Raw genomic sequence first — 17,257 nt, 5'->3', positions numbered from 1 at the left:
CGACGCCGCTTTTGTTTTTCTTGAGAATCGCAAAAAGGGTTTCGGGTCATGGCCAAGCCGACCACCGTCAAGATCAAGCTCGTCAGTTCGGAAGGCACCGGCTTCTTCTACGTCACCAAGAAGAATCCGCGCACCAAGACCGAGAAGCTCAGCTTCCGCAAGTACGATCCCGTCGCGCGCAAGCACGTCGAGTTCAAGGAAGCCAAGATCAAGTAAGCGCTCCGGCGCTTCCTTCCTGACTTGGAGGTTTCAGGCGTGGCGCCCGCAAGGGCTCCGCGCCTTTTGCTGTGCACGTCAGAGCCTGAAACGATCCAGGTCAGAGCAGCGCCCCCACCGAATCGACGAACTTCAGAACCGAGATCGGCTTCGACACATAGGCCTCGGCGCCAAGCGCGCGGATTCGCTCCTCGTCGCCCTTGGCGGCATAGGCAGTCACCGCCATGATCGGGATCGCCTTCAGTTCGTCATCGCCCTTGATCGTCTCGATCAGTTCGAGACCGCTGACATGAGGAAGCTGGATATCCATGATGATGAGGTCGGGCGCAAAGGCGCGCGCGCGGTCAACCGCCTCGCGCCCGTCGCGCACGGGCTCGGCCGCATAGCCGTGCGCGCGCAGCAGGTCGCAGAATAATTTGAGATTGAGTTCGTTGTCCTCGACAACGAGCACCCTTTTTGCCACTTCGCCCCTTTCTCACTGCGACGGACGACGTGTAGGCGATGAAGCCCCTGGAAACAAATCGCGAAGACGCCGAGTCGCTGGCGCTGGCCGCGCTGGTGTGGATCCTGCAGGACGAGGGCCGCGCCGATCGGCTGCTCGCGCTGACCGGGCTCACCGCGGACGACCTGCGCGAGCGCGCGGGCGAACGCAGCGTGCTCGCCGCGATCCTTGGCTTTCTCGAGGCGCATGAGCCCGACCTGCTCGCCTGCGCGCGCGACATCGAAACGACGCCGCTGGCCCTTGTGGACGCGCGTGCGAGGCTCGAAGCATGAGCCGCCCTCTGCTCATCACCGATTGCGACGAAGTCCTGCTCCACATGGTCAGCCATTTTCGCGCTTGGCTCGACGAGGCGCACGATATCGATTTCACCGCCGATGGCGGCGATTTCGCCAACGCGATGAAGCGCCGGATCGACGGCAGCTATCTTTCGCGCACCGAGATGTGGCCGCTGCTCGGAGGCTTCTTCGACACCGAGATGCACCGCCAGACGCTCGTCCCCCATGCGCGCGAGGCGCTGGCCGCGATCGCCGCGTTCGCGGATGTGGTGATCCTCACCAATCTTGAGGATCACCGCCAGACGCACCGCGTCGAGCAGCTTCGGCAGTTCGGCATCGATTATCCCGTCGTCACCAACCAAGGCGGCAAGGGCACGCCCGTCGCTCGGCTGCTCGATCAATATGGGCCCAGCGCGGCGGTGTTCGTCGACGACCTTGCGCATCATCACCAGTCGGTTGCGGAGACCACGCCCGACGTGTGGCGACTGCACATGATTTCCGAGCCGACGCTCGCGCCCAATGTTCCCGCCGCAACGCATGCGCATGCACGGATCGACGATTGGCGCGTGGCGCGGGCGTGGATTGCCGAAAAATTCGCCGTACTCGCTTCCTCCTGAATCCCTTCAAACACGGAGCACGACCCTATGAGCGCCATCACCTCCATCCTTGCCGAACTCGGGCTGAAGCTTCCGCCGGCCGCCGCTCCCGTCGCGGCCTATGTGCCTACCGTAGAGGCGGGCGGGCTGCTGCATGTGTCGGGGCAGCTTCCCTTCAAAAACGGACAGTTGATGACCGGTCGTCTGGGCGAGGATCGCGATGTCGATTATGGCTATGAAGCCGCGCAGAACTGCGCGCTGATGCTCGTGGCGCAGATCGAGAAGGCGCTGGGCTCGCTCGACCGCGTCGAGCGGATCGTCAAGCTGGGCGTCTTCATCAACAGCGACGCGCGCTTCACCGACCAGCCCAAGGTCGCCAACGGCGCGTCGGAGCTGATGGTCAAGCTGTTCGGCGACAATGGCCGTCACGCGCGCAGCGCGGTCGGCGTGCCCGTGCTGCCGCTGGGCGCAGTTGTCGAGGTCGATGCGATCGTGGCTGTAAAGCCCGTTTAGTCAACCTATATTCGCTCGCGATGAGCGAAGGCGATATCGTAGCGCGGATGGCGTCCGGCGTCGCGGCATTCGATGCCGCGGCGTGGGACGCGTGCGCGGGCGCCGACAATCCCTTTGTCAGTCACGCCTTCCTGTCGGCACTGGAGGATTCGGGAAGCGCGACCAGCGAGACGGGCTGGCAGCCAATCCCGATCGCGATAGACCGACCGGGCGGCATGGCGGGCGTGCTCCCCGCCTATGCCAAGAGCCACAGCCAGGGCGAATATGTGTTCGATCACGGCTGGGCCGACGCCTATGAGCGCGCCGGCGGACGCTATTACCCCAAGCTGCAGATCGCGGTGCCCTTTTCGCCCGTACCGGGCCCACGTCTGCTGACGCAGGACGATGAGGTCGCGCTCCAGTTGCTCGCCGCCGCCGAGACGGTGGTGCGGCAGAACGGGTTGAGCTCGGCGCACGCGACCTTCATCGCGCCCGATCAGGTGCCGCTGTTCGAGGCGGCGGGCTGGATGATCCGCGCCGATACGCAATATCACTGGCTCAACCGCGGCTATGGTTGCTTCGACGATTTTCTGGGCGCGCTCGCGTCGCGCAAGCGCAAGGCGGTGCGCAGGGAGCGCGCCGCAGCGGTGCAGGGGCTCGACATCGTGCATCTGCAGGGCGGCGACATCGAGGAGCACCATTGGGACGCGTTCTGGGAATTCTATCAGGACACCGGATCGCGCAAATGGGGCCGGCCCTATCTGACGCGCGCATTCTTCAGCCTGCTCAGCGAACGCATGGCCGACAAGGTTCTGCTGATCATGGCGCTCAGGGACGGGCGACCGATCGCGGGCGCGCTCAACATCATCGGCGCCGACGCGCTCTACGGCCGCTACTGGGGCTGCGTCGAGGAGGTGCCCTTCCTCCATTTCGAGCTGTGCTATTATCAGGCCATCGACGCCGCGATCGCGCGCGGGCTTTCTAGGGTCGAGGCGGGTGCGCAGGGCGAACATAAACTCGCACGCGGTTATGAGCCGATGCCGACCTTCTCGGCGCATTATATCGCGGACAAGGGCTTTCGCGCGGCGATTGCCGATTTTCTGCAGCGCGAACGGCAGGCCGTGGCGCGCGATATCGCGGTGCTTACCGAAATGGGGCCGTTCAGGCGCGACCGATAGGGCAGAATAATCCGCTCATCCTGAGGAGCCGTTGAGCGAAGCCGAAACGGCGTCTCGAAGGACGATCTCGAGCCAGTCCTTCGAGACGAGGCTTCGCCAGGCTCAGCCTCTCCTCAGGATGAGCGGATGAAGCCAAAATGATCGTGCGTGCGCCCCAGGCTCACCCCGCGCTGACGCGCTCGATATCGGCACCGACCGCCTGCAGCTTTTCCTCCAGCCGTTCATAGCCGCGGTCGAGGTGATAGACGCGGTTGACCTGCGTCTCGCCCTCGGCGGCGAGCCCCGCGATGATCAGGCTCATAGAGGCGCGCAGATCGGTCGCCATCACCGGCGCGCCGTTGAGCTTGTCTACCCCGCGCACCACCGCCGCACGGCCGCGCACCTCGATATCGGCGCCCATGCGCGCGAGCTCGGGAACGTGCATGTAGCGGTTCTCGAAAATCGTCTCGGTGAGCAGGCTCGCGCCGTCGGCGATTGCAAGCATCGCCATGAACTGCGCCTGCATGTCGGTGGCGAAGCCGGGAAAGGGCGCGGTGGAGAGCGTCAGCGGACGCAGCTTGCCATCGGCCGAAACATGGATGGAGTCGCGCTTTTCTTCGACAGTGACGCCCGCGTGGCGCAGCGCAGCCAGCGTGGCGCCCATATCCTCGGCGCGCGCCCCGACCAGTTCCACCGATCCGCCCGTGATCGCAGCGGCGCAGGCATAGCTGCCCGCCTCGATACGATCGGGCATGACCTGATAGGTCGCGCCGTGAAGGCGTTCGACTCCCTCGATGATCAGCGTCTCCGTGCCGATGCCGTCGATGCGCGCGCCCATCGCGAGCAGGCAATTGCAGAGATCGACGATCTCGGGCTCGCGCGCAGCGTTTTCGAGGCGCGTCGTGCCCTTCGCGAGCACCGCGGCCATCACGACATTTTCGGTCGCGCCGACCGAGACGACGGGGAATGTGTAGTTACCGCCGGAAAGGCGGCCGCCGGGCGCGGTGGCCTTCACATAGCCCGCGGCCAGCTCGATCTCCGCGCCGATCGCCTCGAGCGCCTTCAGATGCAGGTCGATCGGGCGGTTGCCGATCGCGCAGCCGCCGGGCAGCGACACGGTCGCCTCTCCCGCGCGCGCGACGAGCGGCCCGAGCACGAGGATCGAGGCGCGCATCTTGCGAACAATGTCATAGGGCGCGACGGTCGACGTGACCCGGCCCGCGCGCATCGTCATCACGCGGCCGAAATCCTCGGGTCGTGCGCCCTCAATCATCGTCGAGACGCCCAACTGATTGAGCAGATGGCCGAAACCGTCGACATCCGCGAGGCGGGGAAGATTGCGCAGCGTCAACGGCTCGTCGGTGAGCAATGCGCAAGGCATGAGCGTCAGCGCGGAGTTCTTTGCGCCCGAAATGGGGAGCTTGCCGGAAAGGCGATTGCCGCCGCGGATGATGATGCTGTCCATCTCCGGGCTTCTACTATTTCGTCACGCTTTCGCAAGTTCGAGAGGGAGCGCGCGTTGACGTATGTCCTTGTCGTCATCCCGGACTTGATCCGGGATCCATGAACACGGAATTCCACGGGATTTCTTCGATGCCTGTGTTCATGGATGCTGAAACAAGTTCAGCATGACGCGGGGCGGGGGCGCCAGACCGCCTAATTGCCGCTGCGCCTCCAAATGCCGCCGAACACCTGCGCGAGCACCGCGGGAAGGCCGGGCGCCGCGAACAGCAGGTCGACGATCTCGGGGCCCTGCTCCGCCCCGATCACGCGCTTGTAGCCGCTGTCGCCCGCACCCCAGTCAACCCGCGTCAGCCCGTCCTCGATGCCGCGCATGAGGTTGCGATAATAAAGCAGCTTGCCGGGGCTATGCTTCGCAAAGACGGGGTCATAGCTGTTGGCGATCGCGTATTTGGTGCGGCCCTGATTGAGATCGAACGAGAAGGCGGCCGGCCGGCCGTCGACATAGAGGATCGCGGCCCACATCGCCTCGGCCAGCTCAGGGTCCTCCGTGGCGGCGCGCCAGAAACCGCCATGGCCCGCACGCGTGAACTTCGCGTCCGCGCCGTCGGTGCGTTCGGCGATCCAGCTTTTCTCCTCGATCACGGCGAGATCGTCGAAGATCTCCGGCGTCCAGTCCGCGCCGCTGACGAAGCGCCATTCGAGCGCGCCGTGCTCGCCAAGGTGCTTTTCATGAAAGCGGTTCTTCCGGAGCGTCGAATTGCGCGGCCAGGCACCTTCCCCGCGCGCCGCCTCGATATCGAGCAGATAGCTCGTCGCGATGTGGCGCGAGAGCACGCGCCAGCCAGCGGCCTCGGCGACACTGCGCAGCCGCGCCGCGGCGGGATCGTCGGCATAGACCGGACCGATGCGCAGCAGGCGCGTGTCCGCCGCGAGCAGCGTGAGCGCGGCGGCGAGTTCGTCGTCGCGGGCGTCGCTGGCGAGCGGAAAGCTGCGAAAGGGCCAATAGCAGCCGGGAACAGCCGCAGCGCGCAGCCAGCGCGGGCCGATCGGCGCCAGCGGGAGCGCGAGCGCTGCGCCGTCGCAGGCGCGCACGACGCTGATAGTGGACGCTTCGTCATCGCCGCCATAGCGCGCGAGCGACGCGGCGAACCAGCCGCGCCGCAGGAAGCGATGCGTGTTGGGCGCGACGCGGGCCACGGCGTCGATCGTGGGCGCAAGACCGCGCGTGCGTTCCGCCACGGGATAAGGCGCCGCCCCCGCAAGGGCTTCGGGCATGACCGGCCTGTTCATGGCCGTCGTCTTTAGCCCTGGCGGGTTACCAAGCCGTGAGCCTCTTGACCCGAGCGCCCTCGTCGCGTCTTTTCGGCACATGGAAGTCGCACCCGCCGTCACCACCATTGCGCAGGCAATCCAGCTTTCCGTCGCGCCCGTCTTCCTGCTCGCGGGGATCGGCGCGATCCTCAACCTGCTCGCCTCGCGGCTCTCGCGCGTGATCGATCGATCGCGCCAGCTCGAAATCCTGTATCCGCAGAGCACCGGCGTCGAGCACGAACGCCATGTCTGGGAACTCCGCCTGCTCGACCGGCGAATGATGCTGGTCAACGCCGCGATCTTCCTGATCGTCTCGAGCGCGATCGCGATCTCGCTCGTCGTCGCCGTGCTGTTCGTCGCCGAGCTGACTCACCTCAACATCGGCAATATCGTCGCGATCGCCTTCATCCTCGCGATGCTGCTGTTCGTGGCGGGACTGATCCTGTTCCTGATTGAGACGCGCGTCGCGATCCACGCCTTTCGCATCCGCGAGGAACTGCTCGAACGCGGCGAAAAATGAGCCGGAGCGCTGCCGCGGTACCTGCTGCACGGACTTGACGAACGCCTGGCATCAAGGCCTTAATCGCTGACATCGCGCCGTTTCGCGCGCGATGAATACTGGGGGAATCAATGCTGAAAACCATAGTTGCGCTCGCGCTCGCCGCGATCGCCTTGCCCGCCGACGCCAAGCAGCGTCGGGTCGTCGAACCGCTGCCCGCGGCAATCGTCAACAACAATCATGTCGTCGCGGTCGAGGTTTCGATCAGCCCGCTCGCGCAGGAAAAATTTGCCAAGTTCGAGGCGAAGGCCGCGGAGAAGCGCGCTGAAGCAAGGCTGCAGCCCGTCGCCCTCGACACGCAGTTCGCTGCCCGTCCGGGCGAAGACGAATATGCCACGCTGCCCTTCCAGAAGATGTTCCCGCTGGTGATGGAAGACGTCACGCGCGAATGGGGCCTGAAGGGCGGCCAGCCGATCAAGCTCGTCGTCACGATCGACACGCTCAAGACCGCGAACGCGGCGATGGCGATCCTGCTCGCGCCGAGCGCGGATCAGCTTGCGGGTATCGTCGAGGTTGTCGATCCGGCGACCAATGCGAGCCTGGGTTCCTTCTATGTCGATGTCATAAACAGCCATAGCGGCTGGGGCGGCATGCTGATGCGCGGTGGCGGCGTGCGCGAGAAGCTGGCCGAGGAATTCAGCCTTGAAAGCGCGCGCATTCTGGCGGGCAGCACAAAGAAAGACCTGAAGGCGCGGCAGAAGCAGCGCGAGAAGGAAGCAAAGGAACGCGCCGCAGCCGAGGGCGCAGCAACCACGGGTACGCGGTGACCGGTCGGGTGTTGGCAAGGGCGGCACTTGCCGCCCTTGCGCTCGGCTGCGGCGTGGCCGAGGCGCGCACCGTCGACTATCAGATCGACGCAGCGACGCTAGAAAAGGTGGCCAAGGACCAGCTTGATGGGCCCATGTCGCCCGCGCCCGCACGTGGCGACATGGATCTCGCCTTCGTCGCCGATCCCGCGACCGATCATGTCGCGATATCCGCCGGGATGGGGTGTTCGGCGTGGAAGATCGAGAATCCGGTCGGCCAGATGCTGAAGCCGCTGCTGACGGCATGGGATCGCGACGGCGCGCTCTCCGATGCCGGCACCGCAGGTGTCGTGACGCTTCGGTTGAATCGCGCCAGTTCGCTCAACCGGTGCGTGCAGCTCGAAGAATTCGACGAAACCTGCATAGCGCGGGTCAGGCTGGCTGGGACCATCGCCTATGTCGGCGAGGATGGTGCGACCCGTGAATTGCCGGTTGCCGCCAATATCGAGCGATCGGGCTCCATCGGCGCATTTTGCAGCAATCTCGCGCGCTTCATCGGCATAGTGAGCCGCGAGGCGGGCATCGCGCTGATCGACGACGCACGTACAAAGCTGGCGTCGCTCGAAAACCCGCAAAAATGAAAAGAGGTTGCCGGGCCATGCGGCCCGGCAACCCCCTGACATGGTCAGCGGCCGGAAGTTCCAGCCCGGGAGACCATGATCGCGCTATTAGCGGCGCGTCTCCCGAACGGACTGAACCGACCTCATTGCTGAACCATGAGACATCGGATCACCTCCTTTCGCTATGTTGAAGCTCTCGTACCCGTGGGCACGCATCATGTGTGAATCATCCCGAGTCGCGACACAAGACTTGTAAATTTATTTTTTTCGGGCAATCATTCGCTTTCGTGCCAAGTCGGCCTCAGCCGCGGCAATCCTCCACAACGCGCGCAAATTCCGCCCAGTTCGGCACCACTATATCTTGTGCCCCGTCGAGCTGGACGAGCACGCGCCCGCGGCTGAACGCGATCTTGTCAAGAAAAGGATCCGACGCGGCGACAGTCGCGGCAACGCGCGGGGGCGCACCGCCCGCATCAGAGACGGCATAGGTCGTCGCGCCCTCGGTTGCGCGCAGCGTCAACCGTGCGCTCTTGCCCGGCACGAGCACGCCGGCGCGCGCGAGCGTGATACGTCGCGTCGCGCGGTCACACTGCACCGAAAGCTCAGGCGTCGCACCGAGACGGCCGAAGGTCGCGGACGATCCTCCAGCCCCGGGTCGATAGCTCCAGTCTCCCCCCGTCACCGGCCAGTCACGCCAGTCGCTTGAAAGCGGCGCGGGTGGCGGAGCGGGCGGCGGAGCGACGGGGGCCGGAGGCGGCGCCGGCGGCGGAGCCTTGGGCGCGACGCACGCCGCGGGCAGCATCAGAAGACCCAGAACCGGACCGAGTACCGAACGACGCATGCCACCCCTCGCCAACAAGCCGAAATCGCGCGCAAGCATAGGGATCATCGTCACCGACACAAGCCGCGCCCGTCGCAGCCCCGCGCTTGCCCGTCGCCGGACGCTGCCGCATAAGCCCTTCCAAACAATGGGGGGAAGCATGTCCATCGACGCGAAGCGCCTGAAGTCGATCGTCGGCGGTTCGGCAGGCAATCTGGTCGAATGGTATGACTGGTACGCCTATGCCGCGCTCGCCATCTATTTCGCACCCGTCTTCTTTCCCAAGGGCGATCCCACTGCACAGCTTCTGAGCACCGCCGCGATCTTTGCGGTGGGGTTCCTGATGCGGCCGATCGGCGCGTGGATCATGGGCATCTATGGCGACCGCCATGGCCGCAAGGCGGGGCTTGCGGTTTCGGTGGGGCTGATGTGCGCAGGCTCGCTGCTCATCGCGGTGGCACCCACTTACGCTACTGCCGGGACACTCGCGCCCGCGATCCTCGTTATCGCACGCATGTTGCAGGGGTTGAGCGTCGGCGGCGAATATGGCGCCAGCGCGACCTATCTGTCCGAAATGGCGACACGTGAACGGCGCGGCTTCTGGTCGAGCTTCCAATATGTCACGCTGATCGCGGGGCAGCTTGTCGCGCTGGGCGTCGTGCTGATCCTCCAGATCTTCCTGAGCGAGGCGCAGCTTGAGGCATGGGGCTGGCGCATACCCTTTGCGATCGGCGCGGTGCTGGCGCTCGGCGTCTACATCCTCCGCCGCAAGCTCGCCGAGACCGCGTCGTTCGAAGCGATGAAGCCCGACCGGCGGCAATCCTCGGCCACCAACCTGTGGCGCGACCATCCGCGCGAGTTCGTGCTGGTCGCCGCGATCACCGCGGGCGGCAGCCTCGCCTTCTACGCTTACACGACCTATCTCCAGAAGTTCCTCGTCAACACCAGCGGCTTCGACCGGCAGACCGCAACGGTGGTGATGACCGCGGCGCTGGTGGTGTTCATGCTCGCCCAGCCCGTCTGGGGACACATAGCGGACCGCTTCGGGAGGAAGCCTTCTCTCCTCTTCTTCGGCATTGGCGGCATGATCATCTCGGTGCCCGTCTTCTCGGCGCTCGCGGTGGTGAAGACGCCGATCGCGGCATTCGGACTGGTGCTGATCCCGCTCCTCATCCTCGCCGCCTACACCTCGATCAGCGCGTTGGTGAAGGCCGAGCTCTTTCCCGCGCATATCCGCACACTGGGCGTTGCGCTGCCCTATGCGGTGGGCAACACGCTGTTCGGCGGCACAGCCGAATATGTCGCCCTGTGGTTCAAGGGCGCGGGAGTGGAGAGTGCGTTCTACTGGTATGTCACGATCATCATCGGCGTCGCGACCGCGGCCTTCCTGATGCTGCCCGAAACCAAGCGCACGAGCCTGATCTACGAGGACTGATCAGCCCATCACCGCGCGAGCAATGGCGCGCCACGGTTCGCTATAGCCGATCGCGACCCTGAGCGGCTCGGAGATAAGGAGAAAGCCGCCACCCCAGAGCGTGGCGGGATGCAGCCGGCCGCGCGTCGCAAGATCGTAGGCCACCAGTGCTGCGAGGAACAGGTTGATCAGCACCAGCGCGCCGATGGCATTGGTCACCGGGAGGTGAAGCTGGGTGACGATCCGCGCGAGCGCAGGACCGAGCAGGCTCATCGTGGCCAGCAACATCAGCCGCTTGTGGACACCGGGACGATGGCGGTTCGCGACGCCGATTGCCCCAAACAGCGCAAACATGCCGACCGCCGCGAAGGGGAAGATCAGGAAGACATAGGGATCGGCGAGCGTGCCGGCATTCAGGTCGGTGTGCACGCGGCGCTCGCTATGGATCGCGGTGAAAATGCCCGAAACGAAGATCGCGGCGCCAAGCGCGACACCCGCCATGCCGGTCAGCCGGTGAATGTCTGCGCGGCCCGCTGCGATCAGCCCGGTCTGTGCGACGAGCAGCAGCATCCACGCGGTGCACAGCGCGCCATGCAGGTGAAGGCGCGGCGTAAGCAGAGGCGTGGGCGCGTCGTTCAGCCCGGCGAGATAATAGGTTGGCGCGAAGCCGATAAAGGCGGTGACCGCCATCGCGATCGCCATTCCGGTAAAGAAGCGACGATCGCTCAGCACGCGCGGCGAAGATGCGGTTCGGGTAGCCATCGGATCGCTCCTCGTGCGACGGACGCGACGCTACAGCGTGTGGCTTATAGCCGATTCCCATGACCGAAGGATTGCAAGAAAGCGTCAGAGCGCATCGTGGAAAATGATGCCCAGCGTGAAGCGCTCGCCCGAACGCAGCCGGCTCACCCCATGGCGCATCTGGACACGGTGCCAGCCGCGGCTGCCCTGCACCGGCCGCTCGCGCACGGGGAAGACCACGGCATCGCCCTGCGACAGTGGCACGACCTCGGGGCGCGACTGCATGCGCGGGCGCTGCTCGGTCAGCACGAACTCGCCGCCGGTGAAATCCGCCTGCGGCGCCGAGAGCAGGATCGCGACCTGAAGCGGGAAGACATGCTCGCCATAGAGGTCCTGATGGAGCGCATTCCAGTCCCCCGCGCCATAGCGCAGAATGAGCGGGGTCGGCCGCACCTGCCCCGCGGCGCGGCAGCGTTCGCGAAAGGCGGCGTGCTCGTCCGGATAGTCCACGCCCGTCCCGAGGATCGCCGCCCAGCGATTGGCGATGCGGGCGAGCGGCGGATAGAGCCCGGCGCGAAGCTCTGCGATTGGATCGGGCAGCGGATAGGCCAAATAGCGATAGACCCCGCGCCCGTAGCCGTGCCGCGCCATGTTGACCTCCGAGCGGAAGCTGCCTTCCGACCATAGCGCGCGGGCGGCAACGCAGGCGGCCGCGTCCAGCAGACCGGGCAGCAGCGCGCAGCCATGGGTGTCAAGTTCTGCTGCCTTTTGGGCCCAGTCGATAAGGGATCCGCCGTGTGTCATCCGCCATCCATGACAAAAGGCGGTCACCACGGCGTCTCGCGGCTTGCGCCCAAATTACCGTCCATCGGCCAACGGCTTACCCATAGCTTCAACCTATGGTCGCCCAATCGCTTGCGATACGGCATATCCGCGACCGCGACGCTAGCCTGTGCCATCATAAATGGGAGATCTGCCAATGCTCAACCGCCGTGCATTCCTGCTTGGCTCGGCGGCGGCCGTAGCGCTTTCGTCCACCGCGACCGGCCACGCGTTGGGACGAACGCCGCCGTCCCGGACGCGGCAGCTTAGCACCGAGGGCCTGTACGCGCCGATCGAGATCGTCGACGACCCCTATGGCGTGCCGCATATCCGCGCCCAATTGATCCCCGACGCCTTTTTCGGGCAGGGCTATGTCGTCGCGCGCGACCGGTTGTTCCAGATCGATCTTGCCCATCGGCGCGAGCTGGGGCGGATGGCGGAAGCGTTCGGGCCCGACTTCGCGGTGCATGACGAAACCGCGCGGCTGTTCCATTATCGCGGAGACCTTGATGCGGAGCTGGCGCGCGTGCCCGAGAACATCCTCGCAGCGGCGCGCGGCTACGTCGACGGAATCAATGCGCGCATCGATGAGGTGCTGGCCGACCCTACGCTGCTGCCGCACGAATATGACATATTGAACATCCGGCCGCTGAAATGGGACCTGCGCGATCTGGTGCTGGCGCGCGAGGCGTCGCTCGGTAATGTCGAAGACGAGGTCCGGCGCGCACGGCTCGCGGCGATGGGGCTGCTCGAACTCGACGCGGTGATCGCGCCGCTTCGCCCCCAATGGACGCTGCGCACACCCGAAGGCCTTGATGCCGCTGCGGTGTCTGAGGCGGATCTGGGCGCGCTCCGCCCCGGCAAGCTGCCCTTCGACGCGCTCGCGCCCGCGCCCGATCCCGCGGGCCCATCGACCGCCGCGCTCGACCGCGCCAATGCGGGCAGCAATGCGTGGACCGTGGGGCCCGCGCGCACCGCGACGGGCCGGCCGATCCTCACCAACGATCCGCATCTGGGCATTGGCGGTTTCGGTCCGCGCCATGTCGCGCATTTGACCGCGCCCGGGCTCGACGTGATCGGCGGCGGCGCCCCCGGCCTGCCCGGGATCATGCAGGGGCATACCGAGCGCTTCGCGTTCGGCCGCACCAATTTTCACATCGATCAGGAGGATCTGTTCATCCTCGAACTCCACCCCGAGGATCCCGAGCGCTACCGCCATGGCGATGGCTGGAAGAGCTTCGAACGCGTCGAAATCGCGATCGCGGTGAAGGGAGCGCCGACAAGGACAGTTTCCGCGCGCTACGCGGTGCAGGGCCCCGTGGTCTCGCACGATCCGGCGAAGCGCCGCGCGACCGCGATCGCTGCGATTGACCTCCAGCCCGGTGCATCGGGCGCGTTCGCGATGATCGCGATCAACCTGTCGCGCGACTGGGAAAGCCTGAAGGAAGCGTTCCGCTTCCATCCGTCGCCGACCAATTTCCACTATGCCGATGTCGACGGCAATCACGGCTGGCAGGTGATCGGCTTCGTGCCCGAGCGCCGCAAGGGCGACGGGTTGATGCCCGTGCCCGGTGACGGCCGCTACGACTGGACGGGCATGCGCAATTTTCGCGCGCTACCGAGCGAATACAATCCGGCCAGGGGCTGGTTCGCCTCCGCCAACCAGAACAACCTGCCCACCGACTGGCCGCGCGACCGCATCCCCGCCTTTTCGTTCCGCGACCCCTATCGCTACGAACGCATCGCCGAGGTGCTTTCGGCGCAGCCCAAACACACGGTGGCCGACAGCGTCGCGCTGATGCACGACACCTTGTCGGCGCCGGCGCAGCAACTGATCGCGCTGCTGCCCGCGCGCGGGTCGGCCGCTGCCGGGCCTGCGATCGCGATGCTGCGCGGCTGGGATGCGCGGCTGGAGCGCGACAGCGCGCCCGCGGCGCTGTTCGAAATCGTCTGGCGCGAACTGGGCAAGCGGATGCTGGCGCTGGTCGTGCCCGAACGCGCCCGCGCACTGGTGACGCAGATCGCGCCTTCGGTGCTGCTCGGGCTGCTGGCCCGCCCCGACGCACGGCTTGGCCCCGACCCGGCCGCAGCGCGCGACGCGCTGTTCGACGCGGCGCTCGCCGCGGGATGGGCCACCGCGCGCGAGACGCTCGGCCCCGATCCCGCGGCATGGCGATGGGGGACGCTGCATCAGGTGCGCATCGCGCATCCGCTGTCGAGCATTCCCGCGATCGCCAGAGCCTTTCCCGCTATCGAGGGGGAAGGATCGGGCGGCGATTCCTACACCGTCATGGCGCGCTGGGCGCGCAGCGCACCCGGCTGGGCCGTGAGCGGCGGCGCGAGCTATCTGCAGGTGATCGATGTCGGCGCGTGGGACAATTCGCTGATGCTCAACCTGCCGGGCCAGTCGAACGACCCGCGCTCACCGCATTATCGCGATCTCTACGGCCCTTGGATTCGCGGCGAGATGCAGCCGATGCTGTTCAGCCGCGCCGCGGTCGACGCACGCGCGGTCGGTCGCACGCTGCTCCGGCCGGCGAAGGCGCGCGCTGCCCCGCCCCGGTGAAGCCCGCACGCGGCAGGCGGCACCCGGCGGCTTGTGCGTGAATCGGGAAGGCAAACTTCACACTGCGCCAAACTTCGCAAAGTTCGCGCGTACGAGGAAAAACTTACACGCGCATTCTGTCGCCATCGATCGGGTTGGCCGATCCATGCCAGTGACGACGATCTCAACGGTTCAATGAGCCTGAAGGGCCGTTGGAGCGTGGCAGATTGGGGGCGTGTAGGACAGGGGTTCCCGCGCGATCGCCGACAGGCTAGGGGCTGACGGTCGCGTTCATTCCCGGGCTCCTTTTCGAAGGAACCGGTCGCCCGCATCATGCGTGCCGGGGCGGCCGGCGACGGTGTTGCGGTTTCGGGGATGCGACTCCCGGCGGCAACGTGCGGCCGCCATCCTATCGCAATCGAAGGGCGCTTATATCGGGGTAAGTCGGTAGAGGGCGTGGCGGGCGAGCGCACGACGACGCTGCCGGACAGTCCGCTGAGCGGTCTATTCCCGTGCAGCCTTCTCGCTCTCACCGCACGCCGCGACGGCACGGCGTTCACCATTTTTCGGCTCTGGAATGCGGAGCTTGTCCAAATTCACCGGGCCATCTGCGAGAAATCCCACGAGCCCAGCCGCGACTAGTTGGATGTCCTTCACGCCATGGTGATCAGGAAATATCTCTGCAAATGCCGCTGCAAGCCGTGCGAGATGACGATTGACGATCCGAGCTTCATCTCCGTGAGCAATGGAATTACGAAGCTCGTTGAATAGGAAAAGCGCCTTGCAGAGCTTGTTGCCCGCATCGGCCGGACCGCGCCAAGCAGCATCTAAAACCGAAAGTTTCTGCGAAAACCCCAGACCCCGGAGTTTGTCGGCACGCGGGAGTAGGCGAGCCAAAACGATGTCCATCTCACGCTCCAATGCGGCGTGAAACGTCAAGACGGCTGCAGCCCGCTCGTCTAGCTTTGCACGGGCCTCGCCTAAGCGCTGGAGCCCCGCAAGTGTATCATAATTGATTCGGCCCACATTACCCCCATCGCCGCGAGTTAAGCTACCGCTGCCACTTCTCGTACGAGTTCACGCGTCGGCATCTCGTCCCAAGTACGGCCATCGAGTTCGCGGCCGTGTTTCGACTTTACGGCTCCGCCCCACTGCTTGAAATGAAAAGCGACGCCGTGCTTGAGGCACTGATCACGGATCGACCGCGCCCAATCTGGGTGCATTGGCCTCGCGCCGGGCCCGCTCTCGCCACCGGCAATCACCCAGTCAACTCCGGCAAGGTCCAGATTGTCCAGCGGCCCAATTAATGGTTCGCACGACAAGAACTTAGTTTGCGCATCACAAGCGCGAAGGTGATCGATGCGCCGCGAAACTTCATCATTCTCGACGCTCACGCCCATCCATACGTTTAGCGGCCAGTCCAACTTGGGTGACAGCTCTGCAAGTCTTTCCGCTCGCTTCGTTAGGATTTGATATATGTGACGCGGCGTTTCACGCATGACTTCGAAGACTTCACGGATGAAATCCAGCGGCACAGCTTCGTGGAAAAGGTCGGACATGCTGTTGACGAAGACGTGTCGACCACGCTTCCATGAGTGCGGGGCGGACAGGGCCGCATGGTCTAGAACGATTTTTCCGGTCCATACTCGGCGATTGCCGGACCTGCGTGTGGTGCCAACATACTTAGCTTGACCCATAACCTCCAGCCGAGCCGCCATTCTCATTGCATAACAGTTGGTGCAGCCGGCAGAGAGCACGTTGCAGCCTGCGACTGGATTCCATGTCGCATCAGTCCATTCGATTGATGAAGAGCTACCCATCAAACTGCCTTCGCGGGGAATGTGACCACGGTTTTATCCGAGAACGTGCGCTCCCCTTTTCTCATTGGTCGAGCGCTCGCAGGCGGATTGGCTGTGATCCCTCCGTCAACCTCCATCTGATTCAGCACCTGCTTGTAGTTCTTCTCAACAAAGGGCGTACCAATGTTGTGTGTTTCGAAGATTGTTTTCATGCTCATTGTCCGACCTGCAAAATTTTCGAGCAAACTCCCCGCCAAGGAATCTAGCGGGCGATTAAACGAAAACAGCATGGGACACCGTGCATCGGCGGGCGAGTACTCGAATGAGGGCACGCCTTGATCCTCGGTCGAACTCTCTCCTGCCATTATGCCTTTCATGATTGAATAACCCAAAGGGTGCTTGGTCACAAAAACAAGCGCGTGAGAAGTTCGGCTACCATCCGGTCGGCGAAATCTAAAAGGCAGCATGTATGTTGCGCCCATTTCCTTCAGCGCCTGTGCCAACTCCTCAAGCACAAAGGCTTCGCGTTCTACCGGATTGGTTTTCTGCAAGTGAGCGCGCATCTTCTCGATGCGATCGCTCCCAAACAATGCATCCATGTGATGGCGCACGGCGTCATTGTTGATACCGGCATTTATGCGGCTGTAGTTGAAGAAAAATATGCAATCGCAACCCCATTCTCGGATCACCGATTGAATAATGCCACGTGATAGCCCCTTGTAACCGAATGGGTCAATGAATGAGAAAGTCGGGCACCCGTGTGCCTCCGTAAACATGCTTTGTGCATCAACGCCGATCTCAGTGCAAAGAATGCGCGGCGGGTGCTTTAGTCGATCTACCCCTTCCATGTCGTGTAGGGCTTGCGTCAAAGACTCAACGTTGTCGGGATCGGCGTCATTGAACATTGCAACCAGCCTGGATGCCAGCGCTGGCTCGGCGATTGCGCGTTCGAGAACCATTAGCGGTGTAGATTTGGTCCCATCCTTGTATCGGCCGGGACCGGCAAAAAGGTCGATATATGCGAGACGAGAAATGGGAACGCCCTTGCTGGCATTCGCAATCATGACCCGGCTCCACGCGTCGAAGTACTTAGACACGATCGCCGCCTTCACGAGCGACTGGTCGCGCTGCTCATCAAAGAATGAATGCCCCATACTCACGCGGGCTTAGTGATGGCG

The 17,257-nt window shown here is 64.5% G+C and carries 19 protein-coding genes; 10 read left to right on the top strand and 9 right to left on the bottom strand.

Translation table 11 applies throughout. The features are described 5' to 3' along the window. Positions 1–48 precede the first annotated feature (48 nt). A complete protein-coding gene (rpmG, locus tag D3876_RS07350; protein WP_119760738.1) occupies positions 49–216 on the top strand; it encodes a 50S ribosomal protein L33 in 168 nt (55 codons plus the stop codon). A 100-nt stretch (positions 217–316) separates the two neighbouring features. Here rpmG and D3876_RS07345 read toward each other — a convergent pair whose 3' ends face one another. After that, positions 317–679 carry a response regulator gene (locus D3876_RS07345; protein ID WP_119760736.1) on the bottom strand — a complete coding sequence of 121 codons (363 nt, stop codon included), beginning with the start codon at positions 677–679 and terminating at the stop codon, positions 317–319. Positions 680–717: 38 nt separating this feature from the next. On the opposite strand from D3876_RS07345, the gene D3876_RS07340 reads away from it, so the two are divergent. The 4 genes from D3876_RS07340 to D3876_RS07325 are packed head-to-tail and all read left to right on the top strand — an operon-like array spanning position 718 to position 3,259. Continuing rightward, the gene (locus tag D3876_RS07340; protein WP_119760735.1) at positions 718–990 is read left to right on the top strand and encodes a DUF3572 domain-containing protein; all 273 of its coding nucleotides are present in this window, start codon (positions 718–720) and stop codon (positions 988–990) included. Beyond that, complete coding sequence (locus tag D3876_RS07335) at positions 987–1,610, top strand: HAD family hydrolase (RefSeq protein ID WP_119760733.1); 624 nt, start codon at positions 987–989, stop codon at positions 1,608–1,610. Before D3876_RS07340 ends, D3876_RS07335 begins: the two co-directional genes overlap by 4 nt. 27 nt (positions 1,611–1,637) lie before the next feature. Further along, positions 1,638–2,102 (top strand): RidA family protein, encoded by a 465-nt coding sequence (locus D3876_RS07330; protein ID WP_119760731.1) that lies wholly within the window; start codon positions 1,638–1,640, stop codon positions 2,100–2,102. A 20-nt stretch (positions 2,103–2,122) separates the two neighbouring features. Further along, positions 2,123–3,259: a GNAT family N-acetyltransferase gene (locus D3876_RS07325; RefSeq protein ID WP_119760730.1), complete on the top strand. Its 1,137-nt coding sequence runs from the start codon at positions 2,123–2,125 to the stop codon at positions 3,257–3,259. A gap of 160 nt (positions 3,260–3,419) precedes the next feature. On the opposite strand, the gene murA is transcribed toward D3876_RS07325, so the two are convergent. After that, positions 3,420–4,703, bottom strand: a complete 1,284-nt coding sequence (gene murA, locus D3876_RS07320; RefSeq protein ID WP_119760728.1) for a UDP-N-acetylglucosamine 1-carboxyvinyltransferase — start codon at positions 4,701–4,703, stop codon at positions 3,420–3,422. A 191-nt stretch (positions 4,704–4,894) separates the two neighbouring features. After that, positions 4,895–5,992, bottom strand: coding sequence for a GNAT family N-acetyltransferase (locus tag D3876_RS07315; RefSeq protein ID WP_238475274.1), 1,098 nt, complete (start codon positions 5,990–5,992; stop codon positions 4,895–4,897). A 79-nt stretch (positions 5,993–6,071) separates the two neighbouring features. On the opposite strand from D3876_RS07315, the gene D3876_RS07310 reads away from it, so the two are divergent. The 3 genes from D3876_RS07310 (at position 6,072) to D3876_RS07300 (ending at position 7,959) form a co-directional block, all read left to right on the top strand. Further along, positions 6,072–6,533 (top strand): DUF2721 domain-containing protein, encoded by a 462-nt coding sequence (locus D3876_RS07310; RefSeq protein WP_119760726.1) that lies wholly within the window; start codon positions 6,072–6,074, stop codon positions 6,531–6,533. Positions 6,534–6,643: 110 nt separating this feature from the next. Then, positions 6,644–7,339 carry a hypothetical protein gene (locus D3876_RS07305; protein ID WP_119760724.1) on the top strand — a complete coding sequence of 232 codons (696 nt, stop codon included), beginning with the start codon at positions 6,644–6,646 and terminating at the stop codon, positions 7,337–7,339. Further along, the gene (locus D3876_RS07300) at positions 7,336–7,959 is read left to right on the top strand and encodes a hypothetical protein (protein ID WP_147417605.1); all 624 of its coding nucleotides are present in this window, start codon (positions 7,336–7,338) and stop codon (positions 7,957–7,959) included. The genes D3876_RS07305 and D3876_RS07300 overlap by 4 nt, the downstream gene beginning before the upstream one ends. A gap of 280 nt (positions 7,960–8,239) precedes the next feature. Here the strand turns inward: D3876_RS07300 and D3876_RS07295 are convergent, their stop codons facing one another. Further along, positions 8,240–8,779, bottom strand: coding sequence for a hypothetical protein (locus D3876_RS07295; RefSeq protein ID WP_119761150.1), 540 nt, complete (start codon positions 8,777–8,779; stop codon positions 8,240–8,242). Between the two features lie 139 nt (positions 8,780–8,918). Here D3876_RS07295 and D3876_RS07290 point away from each other — a divergent pair, with 139 nt between their 5' ends. Next, entirely contained in the window at positions 8,919–10,193 is a 1,275-nt protein-coding gene (locus D3876_RS07290; RefSeq protein ID WP_119760720.1) for an MFS transporter, read from the top strand. Here the strand turns inward: D3876_RS07290 and D3876_RS07285 are convergent, their stop codons facing one another. Both D3876_RS07285 and D3876_RS07280 read right to left on the bottom strand, forming a co-directional pair. Beyond that, positions 10,194–10,934, bottom strand: coding sequence for a hypothetical protein (locus D3876_RS07285; RefSeq protein ID WP_147417604.1), 741 nt, complete (start codon positions 10,932–10,934; stop codon positions 10,194–10,196). An 84-nt stretch (positions 10,935–11,018) separates the two neighbouring features. Next, on the bottom strand, positions 11,019–11,717 hold the full coding sequence (locus tag D3876_RS07280) for a 2OG-Fe(II) oxygenase (protein ID WP_119760717.1): 699 nt from the start codon (positions 11,715–11,717) through the stop codon (positions 11,019–11,021). A 175-nt stretch (positions 11,718–11,892) separates the two neighbouring features. Between D3876_RS07280 and D3876_RS07275 the strand changes: the two genes are divergently transcribed. Then, positions 11,893–14,301, top strand: coding sequence for a penicillin acylase family protein (locus D3876_RS07275; protein ID WP_119760715.1), 2,409 nt, complete (start codon positions 11,893–11,895; stop codon positions 14,299–14,301). 483 nt (positions 14,302–14,784) lie between these two features. On the opposite strand, the gene D3876_RS20205 is transcribed toward D3876_RS07275, so the two are convergent. From D3876_RS20205 to D3876_RS07260, 3 genes are all read right to left on the bottom strand, one after another. After that, a complete protein-coding gene (locus D3876_RS20205; RefSeq protein ID WP_147417603.1) occupies positions 14,785–15,189 on the bottom strand; it encodes a hypothetical protein in 405 nt (134 codons plus the stop codon). A gap of 137 nt (positions 15,190–15,326) precedes the next feature. Next, the gene (locus tag D3876_RS07265; protein WP_119760711.1) at positions 15,327–16,100 is read right to left on the bottom strand and encodes a DUF5131 family protein; all 774 of its coding nucleotides are present in this window, start codon (positions 16,098–16,100) and stop codon (positions 15,327–15,329) included. Further along, on the bottom strand, positions 16,100–17,233 hold the full coding sequence (locus tag D3876_RS07260; RefSeq protein ID WP_119760710.1) for a three-Cys-motif partner protein TcmP: 1,134 nt from the start codon (positions 17,231–17,233) through the stop codon (positions 16,100–16,102). The genes D3876_RS07265 and D3876_RS07260 overlap by 1 nt, the downstream gene beginning before the upstream one ends. Between the last annotated feature and the right edge of the window lie 24 nt (positions 17,234–17,257).

The organism is Sphingomonas cavernae (genome assembly GCF_003590775.1).
Taxonomy (GTDB): Bacteria; Pseudomonadota; Alphaproteobacteria; order Sphingomonadales; family Sphingomonadaceae; genus Sphingobium_A; species Sphingobium_A cavernae.
Note: the sequence above shows the minus strand (reverse complement) of the source record. Positions and strands in the feature narration are given on the sequence as shown.

Excerpts from the sequence above, each read along its gene's own strand:
- rpmG (WP_119760738.1), top strand. The coding sequence starts at position 49 with ATGGCCAAGCCGACCACCGTCAAGATCAAGCTCGTCAGTTCGGAAGGC.
- D3876_RS07340 (WP_119760735.1), top strand. The coding sequence starts at position 718 with ATGAAGCCCCTGGAAACAAATCGCGAAGACGCCGAGTCGCTGGCGCTG.
- D3876_RS07335 (WP_119760733.1), top strand. The coding sequence starts at position 987 with ATGAGCCGCCCTCTGCTCATCACCGATTGCGACGAAGTCCTGCTCCAC.
- D3876_RS07330 (WP_119760731.1), top strand. The coding sequence starts at position 1,638 with ATGAGCGCCATCACCTCCATCCTTGCCGAACTCGGGCTGAAGCTTCCG.
- D3876_RS07325 (WP_119760730.1), top strand. The coding sequence starts at position 2,123 with ATGAGCGAAGGCGATATCGTAGCGCGGATGGCGTCCGGCGTCGCGGCA.
- murA (WP_119760728.1), bottom strand. The coding sequence starts at position 4,703 with ATGGACAGCATCATCATCCGCGGCGGCAATCGCCTTTCCGGCAAGCTC.
- D3876_RS07315 (WP_238475274.1), bottom strand. The coding sequence starts at position 5,992 with ATGAACAGGCCGGTCATGCCCGAAGCCCTTGCGGGGGCGGCGCCTTAT.
- D3876_RS07310 (WP_119760726.1), top strand. The coding sequence starts at position 6,072 with ATGGAAGTCGCACCCGCCGTCACCACCATTGCGCAGGCAATCCAGCTT.
- D3876_RS07305 (WP_119760724.1), top strand. The coding sequence starts at position 6,644 with ATGCTGAAAACCATAGTTGCGCTCGCGCTCGCCGCGATCGCCTTGCCC.
- D3876_RS07295 (WP_119761150.1), bottom strand. The coding sequence starts at position 8,779 with ATGCGTCGTTCGGTACTCGGTCCGGTTCTGGGTCTTCTGATGCTGCCC.
- D3876_RS07290 (WP_119760720.1), top strand. The coding sequence starts at position 8,919 with ATGTCCATCGACGCGAAGCGCCTGAAGTCGATCGTCGGCGGTTCGGCA.
- D3876_RS07285 (WP_147417604.1), bottom strand. The coding sequence starts at position 10,934 with ATGGCTACCCGAACCGCATCTTCGCCGCGCGTGCTGAGCGATCGTCGC.
- D3876_RS07280 (WP_119760717.1), bottom strand. The coding sequence starts at position 11,717 with ATGACACACGGCGGATCCCTTATCGACTGGGCCCAAAAGGCAGCAGAA.
- D3876_RS07275 (WP_119760715.1), top strand. The coding sequence starts at position 11,893 with ATGCTCAACCGCCGTGCATTCCTGCTTGGCTCGGCGGCGGCCGTAGCG.
- D3876_RS20205 (WP_147417603.1), bottom strand. The coding sequence starts at position 15,189 with ATGGACATCGTTTTGGCTCGCCTACTCCCGCGTGCCGACAAACTCCGG.
- D3876_RS07265 (WP_119760711.1), bottom strand. The coding sequence starts at position 16,100 with ATGGGTAGCTCTTCATCAATCGAATGGACTGATGCGACATGGAATCCA.
- D3876_RS07260 (WP_119760710.1), bottom strand. The coding sequence starts at position 17,233 with ATGGGGCATTCATTCTTTGATGAGCAGCGCGACCAGTCGCTCGTGAAG.